The sequence below is a fragment of the Geminicoccus flavidas genome (assembly GCF_009806515.1).
Lineage (GTDB): Bacteria > Pseudomonadota > Alphaproteobacteria > Geminicoccales > Geminicoccaceae > Geminicoccus > Geminicoccus flavidus.
The window spans coordinates 1-19,583 of the sequence record NZ_WUJP01000828.1; the positions used below are offsets into that span (position 1 = coordinate 1).

A 19,583-nucleotide genomic window follows, 5' to 3' on the forward strand; every position below is an offset into this window, starting at 1 on the left:
CGCCCAGCTCGTCTCGGCCCTGCAGAACATCATCAGCCGCGAGACCGATCCGATGGACCGCGCGGTCCTGTCGATCACCGCGATCAACGCCGGCACCGCCTTCAACGTCGTGCCCGACACGGCGACGCTGAAGGGCACCGTGCGCACCTTCCGTGCCGACACGCGTGAGCGGATCATCGGCCGCATCCGCCAGATGGTGGAGGCGTTCGGCCAGGCGTTCGGGGTGCGCGCCGAGCTGCACCACCGCGCCGGCTACCCGCCGACCATCAACCATCCCGAGCAACGCGACTTCGGGGCCGCGGTCGCCGCCGAGGTGGTGGGCGAGGACCAGGTCGTGCGCGATCCCCTGCCGTCAATGGGCGGCGAGGACTTCTCCTTCATGCTGGAGAAGATCCCGGGCGCCTATATCTGGATGGGTATCGGCGGCTTCGAGGAGGGGCGGGTGCTGCACAATGCCCGCTACGACTTCAACGATGCTGCCCTGCCGGTCGGCATGGCCTGGTGGACCGGTCTGGTCGACCGGCATCTCTCCAGGGGCTAAGTGTAGCAGGATCGGGTGCGGTCAAAACGCGCAGCATAATTAACATTGATAACGATTCTGAAATCTATGGCATCACAGGCTGCCATGGATAAGAGCGGCCGTGCGGGCACCTCGGTAAGTCATCAATCACTGTGGACGATGGAAGTTCACACGCCGCTTGGAAGAAACGGATGCCTGTGCCCAGGATTATCAATGGTACCGATGGAAATGACCGGCTGCTGGGAACTGGAGGTCCGGACCTGATCGATGGATCCGGAGGCGATGATCTTCTTGTTGGTGGGAACGGCGACGACATTCTGATCGGAGGAGCACCTGTCCTTCAGCCGGGCCTTGAGAGCGATGAGGATCGTCTCATCGGTGGCGGTGGCGACGACATCCTCAGCGGGAGGCAGGGCGACGACGTCCTGACCGGAGGTTCCGGGCGCGACGTCTTCACGCTCGGGACGGCCAACCTCGACTTCCTATGGGACACTGCAGCTGACTACAACGGGGGCGGGCAGGACATCGTCACCGACTTCCAGAAGGGCAGCGACCGGATTGCGGTCTTCATCGAGATGGTGGGAGAGGGCTTTCGGGACGATGCCAAAGGGACCTACATCTCCTTCGACCAGTTGGACCTGAACGGAAACGGCGTGCTGGATGCCGGTGACGGTCCTGCCGTCCGAATCGAGAACGTCACCCATGGCGGAGAAGCCGCCCTGTCGACTGTCATCCATCTGGGCGAGGACATGCGCGGCGTTCCCGTGATCGGCACCTTGACCGGCGAACTCGTCCTGCACGGAGTCACCGGACTTGAGGCTTCCGACTTCATCCAGGGTGGCACGGTTTCCGACGGCACCTTCGATAATCCGCAAGTCCCGTCATACGATGCCCGGTTCGTGGGCGGCTACGACAACGATGTCATCCAGGGGACGGCCGGCAACGACTTCATCACCGATTTCGGAGGCGAGAATGTCATTCATGCCGCCCGCGGCGACGATCGCGTACTTGGTGGGCTCGGCGCCGACGAGATCCATGGCGATGCCGGCGATGACCTGATCTCGGGTGAGGACGGCAACGACCTGATCTTCGGTGGAACCGGCCGCGACGAACTGCACGGCTTTGCCGGGAACGACCGGCTCTATGGTGACGCCGGCAGCGACAGGATCTATGGCGGCGACGACAACGACGTCCTGTTTGGCGGGGTCGGCAACGACTTCATCGATGTCGGGGTGGGCCATGACGTGGCCTATGGAGGTGCAGGCAACGACAGGATCAAAAGCAGCGGCAGCTTCTATGACGATGGCTACAGCGCCATCATGCGCGGCGGTGCCGGCGACGATGAACTGATCGGTGGCGTCGGCACCAACAGGCTGTTCGGGGACGAGGGCAATGACAAGCTGACCAGTGGCTCCGATGAGACCCTCATGCGCGGGGGTACCGGCGGCGACTGGTTCATCATGCCCGGGACGAACGGGGCCACGGTCCTCGACTTCGGCAAGGGCGATGACGTCCTGGTGCTGAGCTCGTTCCGGCCCGAGGGCGAGCCCGTGTCCTTCGACGACCTGGACAGCAACGGTGACGGCATCCTGAGCGGTGACGACGACCTGCTGTCGCTCGAATCGATGACCTTCAACGGCGTCGCGAAGGACTCGCTGGTGTTCCTCCGTCAGGACTACGAGAGCAGCCAGTACGTGCCGTCGATCAGCCTCTGGGACGTGACTGAACTCGGTCGCTCCGAGGTCGCTGCCGCCTGACAATGGACCTGTCCGGTTGGCCTTGCGCTGATCGGGCAGGCCCAGCCTGAACGGCAGGGGCCGGAACGCGGCTTTGGTCCCAGAACATGCATACTGGGCGACGTTGCCTACTTCCGAGACGGTTAGGAAGTCCTTAATCTCTGTCCTGTCACGTTACGGGACGAGGCTGAATGCAGCGGGAACGGTATCCAGGAGAGCAGCGCGGCCTGACGCTGTTCCTGTCCGAGCTGCAGCCGGTCGTGGACCTCGTGCTGGGGCGGGATCACCTGCTCTGGCACGCGGTCCGGCGGGCCCTGCAGAAGGGCACGCTCGAGGCGCTGCGCCATGCGCGGCAGGTATTCAACAACCAGCCGCGCGAGATCAAGCAGCTGCTCTCACTCGGCATAGTCGAGGTCGAGCGGGCGGACGTGCCGTCCAAGGACGACCTGCTGGACAGCTATGCGACCCGGCAGCCCGAGGAGTTCGTGAGCTTCGACCTGGCTGCCACCTCGGAGGCCGACGAGCCGGTGGTGCGCCTGCGCCATGAGCTGGTCGACATCCCGGCGGTTCGGGTCATGGTCCGGCCGGGAACGCTGCCGAGCAGTGCCGCGGCCAAGCTGCGTGCCATCGCCGACCTGATCGAGCGCGACCGCCGCCTGCTTTCCCAGCGCTTCTGGGCGGATCGGCAGTTCCATGTCGAGCCGACCGATCCCGGCAGCGCCGAACGCGAACGCCGCTGACCGTGCTGCGGGTCGAGGTCGCGGTCGTCGGCGGCGGGATCGCCGGCGCCAGCGCCGCGGCCCGGATCGCGCCGCACCGCTCCGTCTGCCTGCTGGAACGCGAGGCCCAGCCCGGCAGCCATGCATCGGGGCGCTCCGCCACTATGTTTGCCACCACCTATGGCAACCAGCTGGTGCGCCGCTTGGCGCTGGCGAGCCACGCGTTCCTGGCCGATGCCGGCCACCCAGGCGGTCCGCTCCTGCACCCGCGCGGCATGCTGCATGTCGCCTCGCCCAGCCAGGAGGCGCTGCTCGCGGCCTTCGCCGACCAGACCGGCCTGGCAGTGCTGGCAGCAGGCGACGTGCTCGACCTGGTGCCGATCTTACGGCCGGAGGCGGTGATCGGCGGCGTGCTCGACCATGCCGCTGCGGCGATCGACGATCACCGCTTCCTCCAGCTCTGCCTGCGCAGCCTGAAGGCGGCGGGCGGCACGCTCCGGTGCAACGCCGAGGTCATCGGCATTGAGCCGACGGGCAGCGGCTACCGGCTCGTCACCTCCGCCGGCCCGGTCGAGGCGGACCTCGTGGTGAACGCCGCCGGTGCCTGGGCCGATGAGCTGGCGCGGCTGGCGGGGGTGCCGTCCTTGGGCCTGAAGGCACTGCGCCGCACCGCGGTGACCGTGGACCCGCCGCCGGGCAGCGACCCGTCTGGCTGGCCCATGGCCATCGACATTGCCGAGACGTGGTATTTCAAGCCCGAGGGCGGCCGTCTTCTCCTGTCGCCGGCCGACGCGACCGAGGTGCCGCCGCACGACGTCCAGGCCGAGGAATGGGACGTGGCGGTGGCGATCGACCGCTATGCCTGCCTCACCGGCCACGAGCCCGGGCGCATCCACCACCGCTGGGCAGGCCTGCGCAGCTTCGTGTCCGACCACTCGCCGGTAGTGGGCTGCCTGCCCGGGCACGACCGCTTCCTCTGGCTGGCCGGGCAGGGCGGTGCCGGCTTCATGACCGCACCGGCCCTGGCCGAGGTCGCCGCCGCACTGGTCACCGGGCGAGACCTAACGGACGAGTTGCGAGTCCTGCTGGCGGAACTGTCGCCGGCGCGGCTTGCCACGTTCGTTGGGTGAGATCCCGGTAGAGGCTGTCCGGAGCGGCAGTCAGTTTTCTAGGCCGGTCAGATGCAACAGCGTCAGGCCGATCAGGAGCACGAAGATCGCGGCCTTGTCCTGGCCGTTCCAGGTCTGGGACTGCCACATGGCGAACCATTCGCCGCCGATCACGATGAAGCCCAGCCCGTAGAGCAGGAGGCCAAGGGTGAGGCCGGCGATGGCCCAGCTACGCGCGGCCAGATGGGTCGGCCGGTCGGCGCGCAACGTGCGCCCGAGCCGGACCACGCCGATCCACAGGACAATGGCCGTCACCACCTGCAAGAGAATGATCAGGCCGAACGCCAGACGCTGTAGCCAGGGATCGGTGATCGCCCGCCACATCAGCTGGGAATCACCGAACGTCGTGTCCATGGCCAGGACGTGCTGGACGAATGGCCAGTTGCCGCCCGGGTCGGTGAGGTTGCCGAGCGCCACCAGGGTGAAGAAAAGGGCAACGGTGACGACGCCGGCGAGCCGTGACAGGCGCAGGACGAGCACGTCCATGGCCCGTCTAGCGGTGGCCGGGGCGGACGAAGCAGGCAGGCAGGGTCCGTGCCGCCCGCATCACTCGAAGACCGGCGCCTGCATCTCCTCGCCGTCCTCGGGCGGCAGCGGCTCGGTGCGCACCGCCTTGGGATTGGCGACCCGGGCGCGTGCCACCGCGTCGTCCAGCTCCAGCTGCGAGCACAGGCCCAGCAGGACAGGATCGCGCGGGCGGATGTCCTGGCTCTTCCAGTGGGTGCGGTCGCGCACCTGCTGGATCGTGTTCTTGGTGGTGCCCAGCAGCTTGCAGATCTGCTGCTCGGACAGTTCCGGATGGTTGCGCAAGAGCCAGGCGATGCCGTCGGGCCGGTCCTGCCGCTTGGAGAGCGGCGTGTAGCGCGGCTCCTTCTTCTTCGGCACGAGCTTGGTGTCGGCGATCGAGCGCTGCAGGCGCAGGCGCGCATTCGGGTCCTTCGAGACGCGGTCGATCTCCTGGCGCGTCAGCATGCCGGCGCCGATCGGGTCCAGCCCGCGCACCCCGGCATTCACCTCGCCGTCCGCGATCCCCTTGATCTCGAGCGTGTGCAGGCCGGTGAACTCGGCGATCTGCTCGAAGGTCAAACCGGTATTCTCCACGAGCCATACGGCCGTGGCTTTCGGCATCAGCGGGCGATCCATCGATCCACCTTCTTCCTCGAAACGACGACGCGGCGCCCCCTGGCCGGAGGTGCGCCGCGTCGCACGGGCACAATTCCAGGCGCTCTATTGGCGGAACGCCCGGCACGGTTCAAGCGGCGTCTCAGTCGGGCACCGGAACGGTATAGTTGAGACCGAGCCGGCCGCCGTCAATGTAGACGGTCTGCCCGGTGACATAGGCGGCATCGTCCGAGGCCAGGAACAGGACGACGCGGGCCACCTCGTCCGGCTCGCCGCAGCGGCCGAGTGGGGTACGCGCCAGCACCTTCGCCCGCGCCGCCTGGTCGACCATGATCGTCTTGAGCATGTCGGTCATGATCGAGCCCGGGCCCACCCCGTTCACCCGGATGCCCTTGTCGGCCAGCGCCAGTGCGGTGACGTTGGTGAGCTGGTTCAACCCGCCCTTGCTGACATTGTAGGGGGTCTGGTTCGGGATCGCGAGAACCGCGTTGACCGAGGACATGTTGACGATCGCACCGCCCTTGCCCTGCGCCACCATGATCCGGGCCACGGCCTGGCTGCACAGGAAGGCGCCCTTGAGGTTGACGCGCAGCACCGCATCGAAGTCCGCCTCGTCGAGGTCCAGGAAGTCGCTGGCCCGGATGATCCCGGCATTGTTGACCAGCACGTCGATGCCGCCGCCAAAGCTCCTGGCGGCCTCGACCATGGCGACGACCGCTGCCTTGTCGCCGACATCGGTCGCGTGGAACAGGGCCCGCGCACCCCTGTCGCGCAACTCGGCAGCGAGGCGCTCGCCCTGGCTCGAGTCTACATCGGCGATCACGACCCGGGCACCCTCGGCGGCGAATGCCTCCACGCAGGCGCGGCCGATCCCCTGAGCAGCACCGGTCACGATCACGGTCTTGTCGGTAAAGCGCATCCTCATCCCATTCCCGGCGAACTGCGAACCGACCGCCTCGATCACGACCCGCACGTCATCCCGCTCGGCGGCCACGTCCTGCAGCACACCCAGCACCGCGTCCAGCTCGCTGCCGCGGCGGTGGCGCCAGACGATCTCGAACGGGCCCGGCGCATCGGTGCGCAGCACGTCGAACAGGGCGTCCAGGTTGCGCACGGACCCTGTCGGCAGGTCGGCGAGCTGGGCCAGCCGGTCGAACGCCGCCTGACGCGTGGGCAGGTCCGGGCCGACCAGGACGCGACGCAGGGATGGCCCCTTCCGGCCGGTTGCGGTCATTCCGGCACCTCATGAAAGCTGTCGTAATGGTCGATCGTGACGAAGATCAGGCCGTCATTGGAGAAGACCAGCCGCTTGGCGCCCCGCCGGCCGCAGGCGAAGTCGAGGTCGGCCTCGCGCCAGCGACGGCCCTTGCGGTCGGGCAGGAGGCCCTCGCGATTGCCGAACCGGTCGCCGCCGATTGCATGGCCGTCGGCCACGTCGCATAGATCGCTGCCCGGCCGCCAGCCCAGCCGCTCGGCCTCGCGCTTGGTGATCCAGCGCTCGGGCAACTCACCATCCTCGCGGATGGCGGAGACCGCCGCCACGAAGCCGTCCAGGTCGCGCAGCCCCAGCGATCGGCCGAACGCGCGCAGATCAGCCGCATTGCCCAGCGCCAGTGCCGGCAGCAGGGCCAGGAGCAGAGCCAGTAGTAGGGGAAGGATGCGCCGCATCACCGTCGACCAGATGGAGCCGAAGCCCGCGAAACGGGGCCGGGCGCGGTCCGATAAAGAACGCCGCGCCATCGGCCGGACGTTACCGTCGGGGGATGACGCGGCGTCAAGATGGTACGTGCGACAACCTTCATTTGGGTGATCCGAAGGCCGATGGCAACCATCGAGAACCGCTTTGAACCGAAGAAAACGGTGACAAAGCGTGACATACCGACATCAGAACGTAACCATCCGCCCATGCGGCGCCGAGAACGGTTGCGCGACAGGGTGGCGCGGGATTAACGCCGCTTGACGCCGTGAATTCCTCGAGGTCTGCGCCATGCTCATCCAGCCACTGCTGACGGTGCGCGAAGTGGCCGAGATCCTGAAGCTGAAGGAAAGCACGATCCGGCAGATGATCAGTGCCGGCAAGCTGCGTGCCATCAAGTTCGGTCGGGAATGGCGCGTGACGCAACACGACCTTGCCGCCTGCCTCGACGCCCACGCCACCAAGCTGGCCTGACCCCCGCCCGCAGCGCAACCGCCAGGGTGCATGGTCCTGTGCCCCTGCGCCTCGAGTCCGGCAGCGGCTGACGGGCTTCGGGCGGAGCCGGGGCGTCAGGCGGGGGAGATGCCGCGGCCGAAGGTGACTGAAGCCGGCCGGCCCGGCAGTTCCAGACTGCTGGTGCGCGGTGCGGCGCGCGCAACCACCCGGCCGGCCCGGATCACGAACAGCCGGGCCGGCTTGATGCGCACCGCCTCGACCGTGTCGGCGGCGTCCAGCACCACGAGATCGGCCTTGCAGCCGGGGGCTATCCCATAGCCTTCCAGGCCCATCAGGGCAGCCGGCACGCTGGTGACCGCGTCGAACGCGGCGCGGATGTCCTTGAGCGAGGTCATAGGCACGGCGTGGACGCCCATGTGCGCGACCTCCAGCATGTCGCCCGAGCCCAGCGAGTACCAGGGGTCCATCACACAGTCCTGGCCGAACGCCACCGGCACGCCGGCCGCCTGCAGCTCCGGCACCCGGGTCAGGCCGCGGCGGCGCGGGTAGGTGTCGTGGCGGCCCTGCAGCGTGATGTTGATCAGCGGGTTGCAGACCGCGTTCATGCCGCTTTCGGCAATCAGGTCGATCAGCTTGCTGGCATAGTAGTTGTCCATGCTGTGCATGGAGGTCAGGTGCGAGCCGGTCACGCGGTTGCCCAATCCCAGGCGCTGGGTCTCGTAGGCCAGCTGCTCGACATGGCGGGAGTGGGGATCGTCGCTCTCGTCGCAATGGAGGTCGACCATCCGGCCGAGCTTGGCGCCGAGCTCGCAGAGTTCAGTCACCGAGCGGCGGCCGTCCTCCATGGTCCGCTCGAAATGCGGGATGCCGCCCACCACGTCGACGCCCAAGTCGAGGGCGCGCAGCAGGTTCTGCTTCGCGTTCGGGTACCGGTAGAGGCCGTCCTGGGGGAAGGCCACGAGCTGCAGGGTGAGGTAGGGGGCCACTCGGGCGCGCACCTCGATCAGCGCCTCCACCCCGGTCAGGCGGTCGTCGCACACATCGACATGGGTGCGGATGGCGCCGATGCCCTGCGCCACCGCCATGTCGCAATAGCGCAGCGCCCGCTCGATCACTGCCTCTTGGGTGAGCAGCGGCTTGAGCTCGGCCCAGAGTGCTATGCCTTCCAGCAGCGTGCCCGAGCGGTTCAGCCGGGGCGTGCCGAGCGAGAGGGTCGCGTCCATGTGGAAGTGGCAGTCGACGAAGGGCGGGCTGACCAGCCTGCCGGCCGCGTCGATCTCCTCGTGCCCGGATGCCTCGATCCCGGGGCCGACCGCCTGGATCAGGCCGTCCGAGATCAGGATGTCCATGCCGGTCTGCCCGTCGGGCAGGGTGGCATTGCGAACGATCAAGTCGAGCTTCAAGGGTCGCCTACTCCAGCGGGCTGTGCATCGCCCGGCCGATCCTGCCAGACGATTAGGATGCCGGCCATGATGATGAGCGCAGCGCCGAATAGCATGCTCAAGCTCGGCCGGTCCGCCCAGACCAGCCAGCCGGTCAGCATGGCGAGCGGGATCGAGGCGTACTTGAATGGGGCGGCGAAGCTCATCTCGCCGATGCGGAAGGCGCGGATGTAGCAGGCATAGGCGCCGACCACGAGCACCGCACCGAGCAGGAGGAGGCCGGCTTCGCCCGGCGTCGGCAGGTGCAGGCTGCCGATGCTGCCGATCCCGCCGCCCAGCGTCATCAGGGCAAGCGTAGTGATCGTGATCGAATCGGTCGGGACGTGCTGCGGGATACGCCTGGTCAGCAGGTCGCCCAGCGCCTGGAAGACCGCACCGGCCAGGGGAAAGGCCAGCCACCAGGATGCTGCGGCACCCAACGGGTCAGTCACCAGCAGCATGCCGGCAAAGCCCAGCGCCACCGCCCCCAGCCGTGCCGGCCCCAGCCGCTCGCGCAGCACCAGCCCGCCCAGCGCCACGCCGAACAGCGGCGAGGTGAAGATTAGGGTGTTGGCGACCGCGAGCGGCAGGTTCGCCACCCCCAGTAGATAGGTGAACACGGTCCCGACCTCGAACAGGCCGCGCAGCAGCACCATCGGATGGGCGAGGGTCTGCCGGGATGGGCGCCAGCCGCCGGCCCTTGCCAGCAGCAGCACCACCAGGGCCACACTGACGAGGCCGCGCAGGAACACGATCTGTGGCACCGACATGGTCTCGGCCAGCAGCTTCACCACGGTGTCACCGATCGCCCAGAAGGCGATGGCACCCAGCACGAAGCCGGCGGCGCGCAGATTGTCGGTGACGGCGGCCATGGGAACCCTCAGGTGTCAGCGGCGGCGGGCGAGGCGCTGCTCGCGGTAGAAGATCAGCACGCCCGAGCCCACGATCGGCGCGGTGCCGAGCAGGGCGAAGCGGTCGGGCAGGTCGCCCCAGACCAGGAAGCCCAGGAGGCCCGCAGTCGGCAGGGACAGATAGCGGATCGGCGCCAGGAAGCTGATCTCGCCCAGCCGGCTGGCGCCGATATAGGCGAACAGTGCCACGCCCGAGATCAGCGCCGAGCCGGCCAGAATGCCGACCAGCGTGAATTCCAAAGGCGGCCAGGGCAGGAACGGGACCGAGGCGAAGCCGCTGAGGCAGGTCGCGACCGTGGTGGACATGGCCACGACCCTGGTCGGGATGCCGTGCGCGAGGCGCCGGGTGATGAGGTCGCGCAGGGCCGCGATCAGGGCTGCCAGGAGCGGCAGGAGCAGGGTGGGTTCGAAGGCAGCCGAGCCCGGCCGGGTCGCAATCAGGATGCCGACGAAGCCCAGCACGACCGCGGTCCAGCGCCAGATCCGCACCCGCTCGCTCAAGAACAGGGCGCCCAGCGCCGTGGCCAGCATCGGCGTGGTGAAGAACAGCGCGGTCACGGTCGCGATCGGCAGGAGCATCAGCGAGGTGAACATCACCCAGGACAGCGCCGCCTCGGCGCAGGCGCGCAGCACCACCAGCGGGTCCCGGAACTGGTAGAGCCGCCAGTCGTCGCCCTGGCCGCGGAACAGGACCAGGAAGATCAGCGCCATGAACACGCCGCGCACGGCCAGGATCAGGCCGATTGGCACGCCCTCGCCGGTCAGGACCTTCACCAGCGCGTCGTTGATAGTGAACACGACCGAGGCGAACGCCATGAGGAGCGCGGCGCGCAGATTGTCGGCGGCGGTGGGCAGATCGGTCTCCCCCTGGAGCAGACCAGGCAGGGCGGCCCTAGCCGTTCGCCGGGACGCAGGGCAAGCACGCGCCTCGATTTGCCCCGGTTTCTGACAGCTTCCGTTCAGGCAGGCCGCGCTAGGATGGCGGGAACCGGCTGATCTCGGAGAATGTCGATGCGCCGCCTCCTCATGGTTGTCCCGCTCGCGAGCCTGCTGGCCGCCTGCTCGACCGGGCCCAGCTACAACCTCTATGCCGACAATCCCAAGGCGACGATGGGCACGGTGCTGGGCGGTGCCGGCGGCGGCCTGCTCGGTGCCGCCATCGGCAAGAATGCCAGCGGCGACCGCGGCTTCGTCTATACGGCGGTCGGCACGCTGGTGGGTGCGATGATCGGCAACTCGATCGGCTCCTCGCTGGACGACATGGACCGCCAGTATGCCGGCTATGCCGCTACCGACGCGCTGGAATACAACCGCTCCGGCACGCCGGCCTCCTGGCACAACCCCGACAGCGGCAATTACGGCTACACCACGCCGACCCGCACCTATCGCCAGGGTGCCTATGATTGCCGCGACTACGAGACCACGATCTATGTGGACGGGCGGCCAGAGACCGCGACCGGCTCGGCCTGCCGACAGCCGGACGGCACCTGGCGGATCGTCGGCTGACGGCTTGGGGCGGACCCTCGTGTCATGCCTGGAAGGTCAAGCGGTTCCCGGAAACCGCATGGCTGCCATCGCAAACCGCATGGTTGTCAGGCGGGGGTGGTGACGGCATATTGCACTGCAGCAAGGCACCGGCCTGGAGTGCCCTGCCGGCGATGAGGTCGAGTTCGCTCCCTTGACGCCGGGCCCGGTTTCACCGGGCCAGCGGACCTTCGGTTCGTTCCAGCATTTAGCCTCCCTGATCTACTCGGCCGGGTCGTAAGACCCGGCCACTTTTTTTGCTGCGGCCCCTTCCCGGACCTCATTGTCGCAGCAGCTCCGCAAGCATCGCCTTTCCGGAAACATGATCTAGCTGTTCCCTGGAGAACCAGCGGGTTGCCTGCCGGTTGCATGCGTCCTACTGGGCTGGACGTCAGTGCTGCGGCTCATCCGGCAGGATGGATCAGGGAGCGGGACATGCGGAACAACCGTATCGCTATGCAGCAACCGAGCCGCCGGCAGGTCATGGCCGGCATCGGCGGCCTGATAGTAGGCGCATGGCTGCCGGGCCTGGCGGGGCAGGCCGAGGCAGCCATCACCGACCCGATCCCTGGGCGGATCCTGAAGAGTTCCCTGCCGGCCATCGAGCTGGTCGACTTCAGCGCGCCGCCGCGCAGCCGCAGCACCAAGCCCTACACGCTGCTGAACCAGCTCTACCATGCGGGCGACGGTAGCGGGCGGCTGTTCGCCTGCGATACGCGCGGCAAGATCTGGCTGATCGACCCGGCAAGTGGTGCGGCGCGGCTGTTCCTGGACGTCCGCGCGGCGCGCGGCAGCGCGTTCGTCGCGACCAGCAACCAGATGGGCCTGCGCAGCTTCGCCTTCCATCCTGACTTCGCCAGGCCCGGCCGGCCCGGGCACCGCAAGTTCTATACGGTGACCACCGAGACGGTCGGCAGCCGGCCCGGCAATGTGCGCCTGTTCGAGGGACAGTTCGCTGCGAACTTCCACGACGTGCTGGCGGAGTGGAAGGTCTACAATGGCGATCCTACCCGGGTCGACCGGGCATCCCGGCGCGAGGTGTTGCGGATCGCGCAGAACCTGCCCGACCACAATACCGGGCAGATCATGTTCAACCCGAACGCCAAGCCCTCCGACCGCTTCTACGGCAACCTCCTGATCGGCGTCGGCGACGGCGGCAACAACCCGTCCTTCATCGATCCGCACGATGCGGCCCAGTCGGCGCGCCGTGCCCACGGCAAGATCCTGCGGGTCGACCCGCTCCAGCAGAGCAACGGCAGCGCCTATGGCGTGCCGGCGGACAACCCGTTCGTCGGCCGCAGCGGCCACCTGACCGAGATCTTCGCCCGCGGCCTGCGCAACCCGCAGAACCTCTGCTTCGACCCGGGCGGCAGCGGCGCCTTCATCCTGACCGATATCGGCCAGTCGCACATCGAGGAGGTCAATCTCGGCATAAAGGGCGCCAACTATGGCTGGCCGCTACGGGAGGGCACCTTCGTCATCGACCGGCGCAACCCGCGCAACCTGTCGCGCCTGCCCGCCGGCGACCGCGGCTACACCTATCCCGTGGCTCAGTACGACCATGACGAGGGCCGGGCAATTGCCGGGGGCTTCGTCTACCGCGGCAATGCGGCACCGGCCCTGCGCGGCCACTATCTGTTCGGCGACATCGTCAACGGGCGGGTGTTCCATGTGCCGGTGGCCGAGCTGCGGCTCGGGCGCCAGGCGACGATCCGCGAGCTGACCTTCCGCCACAAGGGTCGCGCCGTGACCCTGCAGAACCTGGTCCAGGGGATGAACGGTCGGGTCGACCTGCGCTTTGGCCAGGGCGAGAACGGCGAGGTCTACATCCTGACCAAACAGGATGGCATGATCCGCCGGCTACGGCAGAGCTGAGCAAGGCCGCGCGTCCTTCAATGCAGGCCGTACTTCTTCCGCAGGAGGCGGCCTGCCTGCTCGCCCCGCGCCCGGGCTTCCGCCGTCAGCCACTGGTTCCCCGCGTCACGTCAGTCGGCTGCGATGTGCCGCTCGTATTCCGGCTGGAGCTCCGCCCGCGCCTGTTCCTGCACGTGCTTCATTTAGGCCATCAATGCCTCGCGCCTGTCCGGCGACAGGCCGGCCTCGTCGGCGTCCTCATCGGCCTCCTGCCTGTAGATGTCCGACTGCTGGCGCTGCAGGTCGAACTGGTGCTGCTGGAACGCGAAGCCGGCGGCGTCGAACGCCAGTGCCGTCGGCGCTATCAGGCACAGGCCGCCCAAGGCCGCGAGAGCGGGAATGCGCATGGTTCGTCGTCACTTGCCGAGCCAGCGCCGCTCGCCGGAGGGCCGGAACGGCAGGCGCAGGTGGAACGGGTCGCGGCCATGCACGGTCAGCTCGAACGTGTTGCCGGCGATCTCCAGTTCGGCATAGGCGCCGCTCGGCTCCGGTGGGGTGGTGAAAGTCTCGGTGAGCGACTGGATCGTGACATGGGGGATGCCGTTCACGATGGTCAGGCTGTTCCAGTGGACATGGCCGGAGATCCACAAGGCGACCTTGCCGCTTTCCTCCGCAACTCGGCGCACCTCGGCATGGTCGGGATAGGTGGCGATGTTCGAGCCGCGGCTGAAATAATAGTTGCCGAGCAGCGACTGGCCGGACACCGGCACGTGCGACACCACGATCGCCGGCAGGTCGGAGGCCGCCAGCGCTGTTCTAAGCCAGTCGAGCGTGGTGGCGGCCGGCGGCAGGCCCGTGGCCTCCACCCGGACATGGGGCTGCCACACGACGATTCGGCAGCCGTCCAGCGGCACCACACGGCTCTTCATCGGCACGCCCAGGATCTCGGCGTTCTCGGTCCGGCTCATGCGGCCGACATCATGGTTGCCCAGCAGGTGGATGCGCTCGCAGCGCACCGCCCCCAGCCGGGCTGCGACCTCGACCAGGTTGCGCCGGTCGGTCGGGGTGTCGACATCGGTGATGCGGTCGCCCAGGTCCAGGAGGACGTCGGGCTGCATGATCCGGGCATAGTCCACGAACGGCCGCAGCAGCTCCAGCGCCCGATTGCCCTTCTTGGTAGGCGTTTCCGGGCCACAATGGATGTCCGAGACGATGCACAGGCGGGCGTGCGCCATGTTCCGGCTCCTGCCGAGATGACATTCCGATCAGGACGGTTGTCCGATCGGCAGGAGATTGATCATGGCCGGGTGACATGCGTGCGGGCGGCGCTCGACACGCGCGCGACAGGATCTCGACCGTGCTGCGACAGGCCGGGCTGGTCAGCCGCCCAGATAGCCTTCCAGCACGCCCACGGCATTCACGCCGATCTCGGCCACCGCGTAGCCGCCCTCCATCACGAACAGGGTCGGCAGGCCGAGCCTGGCGATGCGCTGGCCGATCAGCGGGAAGTGGTGACTTTCCAGGCAGAACTGGGAGATCGGGTCGTCCTTGAACGTGTCCACACCCAGCGAAACGACCAGGGCGTCCGGCGCGAAGCCTGCGACCTTCTGGCAGCCGGTCTCCAGCGCCTCGCTCCAAAGCGGCCAGCCGGTCCCCCAGCGCAGCGGCAGGTTGAGGTTATAGCCTTCGCCCAGGCCCGCACCGGTCTCGTCGGCATGGCCCAGGAAATGAGGATATTCCTGCCTCGGGTCGGCATGGATGTTGACCAGCAGCACGTCGGCCCGGTCGTAGAAGATCTCCTGGGTGCCGTTGCCGTGATGGTAGTCGACATCCAGGATCGCGACCCGGGCAGCGCCCGCATCGCGCAGGTGCTGGGCGGCGACCGCAGCATTGTTGAAGTAGCAGTAGCCGCCGAAGAAGTCGCTGCCGGCATGGTGGCCAGGCGGACGGCAGAGCGAGAAGGCCGCGCGCTCTTCGCCGGACGCGATCAGGGCCGCACCGGTGAGCGCCACGTCGGCCGAGGCGCGGATCGCCTGCCAGGTGCCGGCGGTGATCGGCGTGCCGGCATCGATCGAGTAGTAGCCGAGCTTGCCGTCGATCGTCTCGGGCAGCACCCGGCGCATGCCCGGCACCGGCCAGACCAGCGGCAGCGCGTCGTAAGCGCCGCGCTGGGCGGTCCACTCGGTCCAGGCCGTCTCCAGGAAGGCCACAAAGTCCGGCCGGTGCACCCGGCGGAGCGGCTCCAGACCAAAGCTTCGCGGCGGCTCCACCGGGCCGATCCCGCGCTCCTCGATCCGGGCCTTCACCAGAAAGGCGCGCTCCGGCTTCTCGAAGCAGGGCTGGAGCTTGCCGTCGATCAGCTCGGACTGGCCGTGATGGCGCGCATGGTCCGGGCTGTAGATCGTCCTCACCCGCCGACCTCCACTTCCTCCAGGGTGACATGGCCGCCGGACCACGGGCCCGGCCAGACCTCGAAGGCGCGCTCGCGGCGCAGGCGGCGGATCTCGCCGACCGGCAGGTCCTTCGCGATCAGCATCTCGCCACCCTGGTCGCGCGGCTCCAGGAAGGCGAACACGCCGGTGTCGCCGAACGCCGTCTCGCAGGGGCCATAGACGGCAGCACCGCTGAAATTGGTGCGCGGCTCCTTCAGGGGAATCGTGCCGACGCAGCCGACTACGCCCACCAGGGCACCCAGCTCGATCGCGCGCGCCTTGGCGCAGCAGAACACCCGGTAGTAGCCGGACCGTTTGGCCGTGTTGGAAGGGACCAGCAGGAGGTCGATGTCGGCTTGGCCCAGGATCGGGGACAAAGCCGGCAGCTCGCTGTCCAGGCAGATCAGGATGGCGAGGCGCAGGCCCCGCCAGGTGACCACCTTGAGGGCTGAGCCGGGGAACAGCGACCAGTCGTCCGGATCCTTCTCGGACGGGACCAGGCAGAGCTTGTCCTGGGTGAACAGCGTGCCGTCCGGGAAGAGGAGGTGCGCGCGGTTGACCATGCCCGAGCCGTTCAGGGGACGGGCCGACCAGGTGCCGGCGAGCAGGGCCACGCCGTGCTTGACCGGCAGGTCGCGCACCTTGGCGAGCAGGCGGGCACCGCTCTCGGCCATGAAGCCCGGCTCGGCGGTGGGGGCTGGCGGGGTGGCCGCCCAGAGCAGGGTCTGCTCGACGTTCCACTCGGGCAGCACCAGGATCGACGCACCGGCCGCCGCCGCCTCGGCCATGCGGGCGTCGATCCGCTCCGCCAGCTCGTCGAGGTCGCCCGGCAGGTCGCCCGCGTCATAGGCCCAAAGGGCCAGGCCGATCCGTTCCAAGGCAATCTCCTGAGGTCTGCTGGAGCGCCACGGCTATAGCCGTGCTGCCGCGACGGTCAAATATGCGGGATCGTCGCCCTGGGCAGCTCAAGGGGCCTCGGCTGCCGACGTGCCGGCCGGGACGATAGGCTCGGTCGGGCAGGGCCGGCGCAGCTGCTCCGCGGTGAGGGTCACCTGCTTGGTTGGCTCTTCCCAGTCCGCGAACACGCTGCGGCCCGGCAGGAGCGGCAGCTCGGTGCCGAAATAGGCATTGAACACGAGCCGATAAAGGTTGGTGAGGTTCAGGTCGGGAGGGAGGGCCAGCCGCCCGTCGCTGGCGTGGACCGCGAGGAGCGGCGAGAAGCGCTCGAACAGGCAGCTCCGCTCGGGCGAATCGTGGTCGAAATAGAGCCCGCCACCATGGTCGCCATGGATGATGATCATCCTGGGTTCGGGCATGCGCTCCAGCAGCCGCGTCACGTAGGCCAGCACCAGATCGTTCGTGAACATCAACTTGTCGACATAACCGTCCCGGTAGAAGCGGCGCCGCGTGGGCTCGTCCCTGATGAAGTGCGAGCCGTCGTGCAGACCGACCGAGCCGCCGGCCGGCGCAATCTGGGCGCCGTGGCGGTCGAGGTCGAAGGGCGGGTGCGGTGCCAGGGCGTGAACGTAGAGAAAGTAAGGCGGGGTGAGGTCGACCTCGTAGGGTTGCCCGAACATGGCGGGGTCGAGGCTGGGCTCGTTCAGGCCGATGGCCCGTACGACATTGTCGATCAGGGTCTCCTCCAGCAAGACCATCTCGAAGTTGGAGAGCGGGTGCGGCGCCAGCAGCCGGTCGACCTGATCCATCCGCACCGGATCGTAGCGCACGTCGAATGCGGCGGTCTGGTAGCCGAGCCCGCGCAGCGTCGTCATCACCGGGTTGTGCCGCAGTTCCTCCTGGAGCGCCTGGCGCAGGTCGGCCGGGGGGGCCGCGGGCTGGAGGTCCTCCAGATAGCTCGCCGAGAGCACGCTGTTCATCACCAGCAGCGTCTGGTTGTAGGGCGTCGTCGCCTGATCGGCGATCTGGAACCCCAGCGCGGCCAGCTGGTCCAGGAAGGGCCGGTTGTCGAAGCCGTAAAGCTCGGCCAGCACGTCCTCCCGTCCATAGCCGTCCAGAACGACGTGCACGATGTTAGGCGGCGTTCCGGTGGGGGCGGCCGCACCGAACACGGCCTGCCGCTGCCGCTCGGCCGCGGCGCGCGCCCCGGCATCGTCGGCCCGGAGCTCGCGTCCGACCAGAGTCGCCACCGGGAAGACCAGCATGGTCAGCATCACCAGGTTGGCGATCCTGGTCGCGTTCGGGCTGGGACGCGCGAACAGGAGCACCGGGATCGCCAGGACGATCAGGCCCGCCAGCAGGTAGCGGTGGGACAGCGGTTCGGCCACCAGCCCGATCAGGTGGTCGAGCCCAGGGGCCGCCAGCTTGAAGTAGCAAACGAGAGCCAGGCCCAGAGCCGTCCACAAGGCTGCGCGGTCCAGGTCACGGAGTAGAAGCCAGAGCAGCGCCATGCCCAGGAGGGTGGCTGCCATGATCACCAGGATCGGCCGCACGGCCACGTCGAGGCCCGGCAGGGTGAGATTGCGGTTCAGCACAAAGAGCGGGAAGTGCATAGCGAGCAGGAAGGGGTAGAGCGGCAGCTCAAACGGTTTCCGGAACAAGGCGGCCTCCCCGCTCGTTGCCGATTTTCCCGATCGTAGCGGTCCTGATCGCTGCGCCGTCAACTGCCTGCTTGCAGGAACAGGGCGGTGCGCCGCCCGGAGGGCTGCCGCCGGAAAGCCAACTCCCTCATGGGCGATCACAGTCGCTCGCGGGCGCTGCCCGGAACCTTGGTCGGAGAAGCGCGATTGCTGCAGGATTGAGGCAGGCAGCCATTCCGTGCAGTGGGACTGTTGATGGAAGCCCAGGGCGGTCGTCGCGCAGAGGCTCGTGTCCCGGTGCCCGTGCTTTGGCGGGTGACGGTGGCGCTGCTGGCGGTCGTCTTGCTGATACCGCTTTTCGCCGCGGAAATACCTCCGATCCTCGATTACCCGAACCATCTGGCCCGCATGAAGATCCTGGCGGAGGGACCGGCCAACCCGGTGCTGAGCCGGATGTACGAGATCCAATGGGGCCTGATCCCGAATATCGCCATCGACCTCGTCATGCCGCCGATGCTGCAGTTCATGCCGCTGTTCACGGCCGGCAAGGTCATGCTGTCGATCACGGTCCTGCTGCCGGTCGCGGGCGCGATCCTGTTCAGCCGAGCGCTGTTCGGGAACTGGTCGTTCTGGTCGCTGGGCTCAGGGTTGGTCGCCTATAATGGCATCACCCTGCTGGGGTTCATGAACTTCCAGATCGGGCTGGGCCTGGCCTTGATTGTCGCGGCCGGCTGGATCGAGTTCCGCGACCGGGCGCCGGTTGCGACCGTGCTCGGCGCTGCCCTGGGCGCCATTGTCCTGTTCTTCCTCCACATCTTCAGCGTGCTGTTCTTGGCCATCCTGCTGGGTTCCTTCGAACTCATGCGGCTCCATGCGCAGCGGCACTCCGGTCAACGAGTCTGGCCGGCGCTCCTGCGCAGCGCCCTCATGCTGGGCTGCGTGCTGGTGGTGCCGGTGGTCTTCCTCGCGCTGGCGCCCATTAGCGACAATCCGGCGGAGGCGGACTGGCGGCCGCTCAGCAGCAAGCCCGCCGGGCTGTTCCTGCCGTTCCTGAACTACCGGGTCAGGGTCGATTTCGGCACGGGCGCGCTGGTCGGCGCCTTCGTCCTGCTTTCCTGGTGGCGGGGCTGGATGAGGGTGCCGCTGTGCACGGTCATCGCCATGCTCGTGCTGGGCCTTGGCTACTTCCTGTCGCCGTTCCTGCTCATGGGCGCGTCCTTCGTGGACTACCGGATGCCGGCCATGATGGGCTTCCTGCTGTTTGCCGGCATGGTCCCGGCCCGGTTGCCGCGCCGGCTGGCGACCGCAGCCGGCGTGGCCCTGGCGCTCCTGTTCCTGGTCCGGATGGCGATCCTCGTCCTGGTCTGGATCGACTCGCGGGCCGATGTCGCCCGGGTGCGCGAGGCGATCGCCACCGTGGAGCCCGGTAGCAAGGTCCTGGTCGCGATCAACGAGCAGAAGGACAACCCGCGCTACTGGCGAGAAG

General features: G+C 68.0%; 20 protein-coding genes. 8 read left to right on the forward strand and 12 right to left on the reverse strand.

Annotation, left to right across the window (positions count from 1 at the left end; translation table 11 throughout):
- The 4 genes from EQG76_RS23770 to EQG76_RS23785 form a co-directional block, all read left to right on the forward strand.
- A partial coding sequence (locus EQG76_RS23770) for a M20/M25/M40 family metallo-hydrolase (RefSeq protein WP_159716978.1) occupies positions 1-541 on the forward strand: 541 nt, incomplete at its 5' end.
- A 170-nt stretch (positions 542-711) separates the two neighbouring features.
- Entirely contained in the window at positions 712-2,277 is a 1,566-nt protein-coding gene (locus tag EQG76_RS23775; RefSeq protein ID WP_159716980.1) for a calcium-binding protein, read from the forward strand.
- Positions 2,278-2,447: 170 nt separating this feature from the next.
- Positions 2,448-2,996, forward strand: a complete 549-nt coding sequence (locus EQG76_RS23780) for a hypothetical protein (RefSeq protein ID WP_159716982.1) — start codon at positions 2,448-2,450, stop codon at positions 2,994-2,996.
- 2 nt (positions 2,997-2,998) lie between these two features.
- Complete coding sequence (locus tag EQG76_RS23785) at positions 2,999-4,105, forward strand: NAD(P)/FAD-dependent oxidoreductase (RefSeq protein ID WP_159716984.1); 1,107 nt, start codon at positions 2,999-3,001, stop codon at positions 4,103-4,105.
- Between the two features lie 30 nt (positions 4,106-4,135).
- On the opposite strand, the gene EQG76_RS23790 is transcribed toward EQG76_RS23785, so the two are convergent.
- The 4 genes from EQG76_RS23790 to EQG76_RS23805 form a co-directional block, all read right to left on the reverse strand.
- Positions 4,136-4,630: a DUF2165 family protein gene (locus EQG76_RS23790; protein WP_159716986.1), complete on the reverse strand. Its 495-nt coding sequence runs from the start codon at positions 4,628-4,630 to the stop codon at positions 4,136-4,138.
- Positions 4,631-4,690: 60 nt separating this feature from the next.
- On the reverse strand, positions 4,691-5,272 hold the full coding sequence (locus tag EQG76_RS23795; protein WP_331463817.1) for a cell cycle transcriptional regulator TrcR: 582 nt from the start codon (positions 5,270-5,272) through the stop codon (positions 4,691-4,693).
- A gap of 136 nt (positions 5,273-5,408) precedes the next feature.
- On the reverse strand, positions 5,409-6,500 hold the full coding sequence (locus tag EQG76_RS23800; RefSeq protein WP_159716990.1) for a glucose 1-dehydrogenase: 1,092 nt from the start codon (positions 6,498-6,500) through the stop codon (positions 5,409-5,411).
- A complete protein-coding gene (locus EQG76_RS23805; protein ID WP_159716992.1) occupies positions 6,497-6,934 on the reverse strand; it encodes a ribonuclease domain-containing protein in 438 nt (145 codons plus the stop codon). Before EQG76_RS23805 ends, EQG76_RS23800 begins: the two co-directional genes overlap by 4 nt.
- 319 nt (positions 6,935-7,253) lie before the next feature.
- Between EQG76_RS23805 and EQG76_RS23810 the strand changes: the two genes are divergently transcribed.
- A complete protein-coding gene (locus EQG76_RS23810) occupies positions 7,254-7,436 on the forward strand; it encodes a helix-turn-helix domain-containing protein (protein ID WP_159716995.1) in 183 nt (60 codons plus the stop codon).
- 95 nt (positions 7,437-7,531) lie between these two features.
- Here the strand turns inward: EQG76_RS23810 and EQG76_RS23815 are convergent, their stop codons facing one another.
- From EQG76_RS23815 to EQG76_RS23825, 3 genes are read right to left on the reverse strand one after another with little or no spacing between them, the layout of a single operon-like run.
- Positions 7,532-8,821: an amidohydrolase family protein gene (locus tag EQG76_RS23815; protein WP_159716997.1), complete on the reverse strand. Its 1,290-nt coding sequence runs from the start codon at positions 8,819-8,821 to the stop codon at positions 7,532-7,534.
- Entirely contained in the window at positions 8,818-9,711 is an 894-nt protein-coding gene (locus EQG76_RS23820; protein ID WP_159716999.1) for a DMT family transporter, read from the reverse strand. Before EQG76_RS23820 ends, EQG76_RS23815 begins: the two co-directional genes overlap by 4 nt.
- 15 nt (positions 9,712-9,726) lie before the next feature.
- Positions 9,727-10,566: a DMT family transporter gene (locus EQG76_RS23825; RefSeq protein WP_159717001.1), complete on the reverse strand. Its 840-nt coding sequence runs from the start codon at positions 10,564-10,566 to the stop codon at positions 9,727-9,729.
- A gap of 195 nt (positions 10,567-10,761) precedes the next feature.
- On the opposite strand from EQG76_RS23825, the gene EQG76_RS23830 reads away from it, so the two are divergent.
- Positions 10,762-11,256, forward strand: a complete 495-nt coding sequence (locus EQG76_RS23830; RefSeq protein WP_159717003.1) for an RT0821/Lpp0805 family surface protein — start codon at positions 10,762-10,764, stop codon at positions 11,254-11,256.
- Between the two features lie 453 nt (positions 11,257-11,709).
- Positions 11,710-13,149, forward strand: a complete 1,440-nt coding sequence (locus EQG76_RS23835) for a PQQ-dependent sugar dehydrogenase (protein WP_159717005.1) — start codon at positions 11,710-11,712, stop codon at positions 13,147-13,149.
- A 182-nt stretch (positions 13,150-13,331) separates the two neighbouring features.
- Here the strand turns inward: EQG76_RS23835 and EQG76_RS23840 are convergent, their stop codons facing one another.
- From EQG76_RS23840 to EQG76_RS23860, 5 genes are all read right to left on the reverse strand, one after another.
- Positions 13,332-13,535, reverse strand: a complete 204-nt coding sequence (locus tag EQG76_RS23840) for a hypothetical protein (RefSeq protein WP_159717007.1) — start codon at positions 13,533-13,535, stop codon at positions 13,332-13,334.
- A gap of 9 nt (positions 13,536-13,544) precedes the next feature.
- Positions 13,545-14,363 carry a metallophosphoesterase family protein gene (locus EQG76_RS23845; protein WP_159717009.1) on the reverse strand — a complete coding sequence of 273 codons (819 nt, stop codon included), beginning with the start codon at positions 14,361-14,363 and terminating at the stop codon, positions 13,545-13,547.
- 144 nt (positions 14,364-14,507) lie between these two features.
- Positions 14,508-15,539 carry a histone deacetylase family protein gene (locus EQG76_RS23850; RefSeq protein WP_159717011.1) on the reverse strand — a complete coding sequence of 344 codons (1,032 nt, stop codon included), beginning with the start codon at positions 15,537-15,539 and terminating at the stop codon, positions 14,508-14,510.
- The gene (locus tag EQG76_RS23855) at positions 15,536-16,438 is read right to left on the reverse strand and encodes a nitrilase-related carbon-nitrogen hydrolase (RefSeq protein WP_159717013.1); all 903 of its coding nucleotides are present in this window, start codon (positions 16,436-16,438) and stop codon (positions 15,536-15,538) included. The genes EQG76_RS23850 and EQG76_RS23855 overlap by 4 nt, the downstream gene beginning before the upstream one ends.
- Before the next feature lie 87 nt (positions 16,439-16,525).
- Positions 16,526-18,118, reverse strand: coding sequence for a sulfatase-like hydrolase/transferase (locus EQG76_RS23860; RefSeq protein ID WP_159717015.1), 1,593 nt, complete (start codon positions 18,116-18,118; stop codon positions 16,526-16,528).
- Positions 18,119-18,394: 276 nt separating this feature from the next.
- Here EQG76_RS23860 and EQG76_RS23865 point away from each other — a divergent pair.
- Positions 18,395-19,583, forward strand: a 1,189-nt coding sequence (locus EQG76_RS23865) for a hypothetical protein (protein WP_159717017.1), incomplete at its 3' end; no start/stop codon positions are given.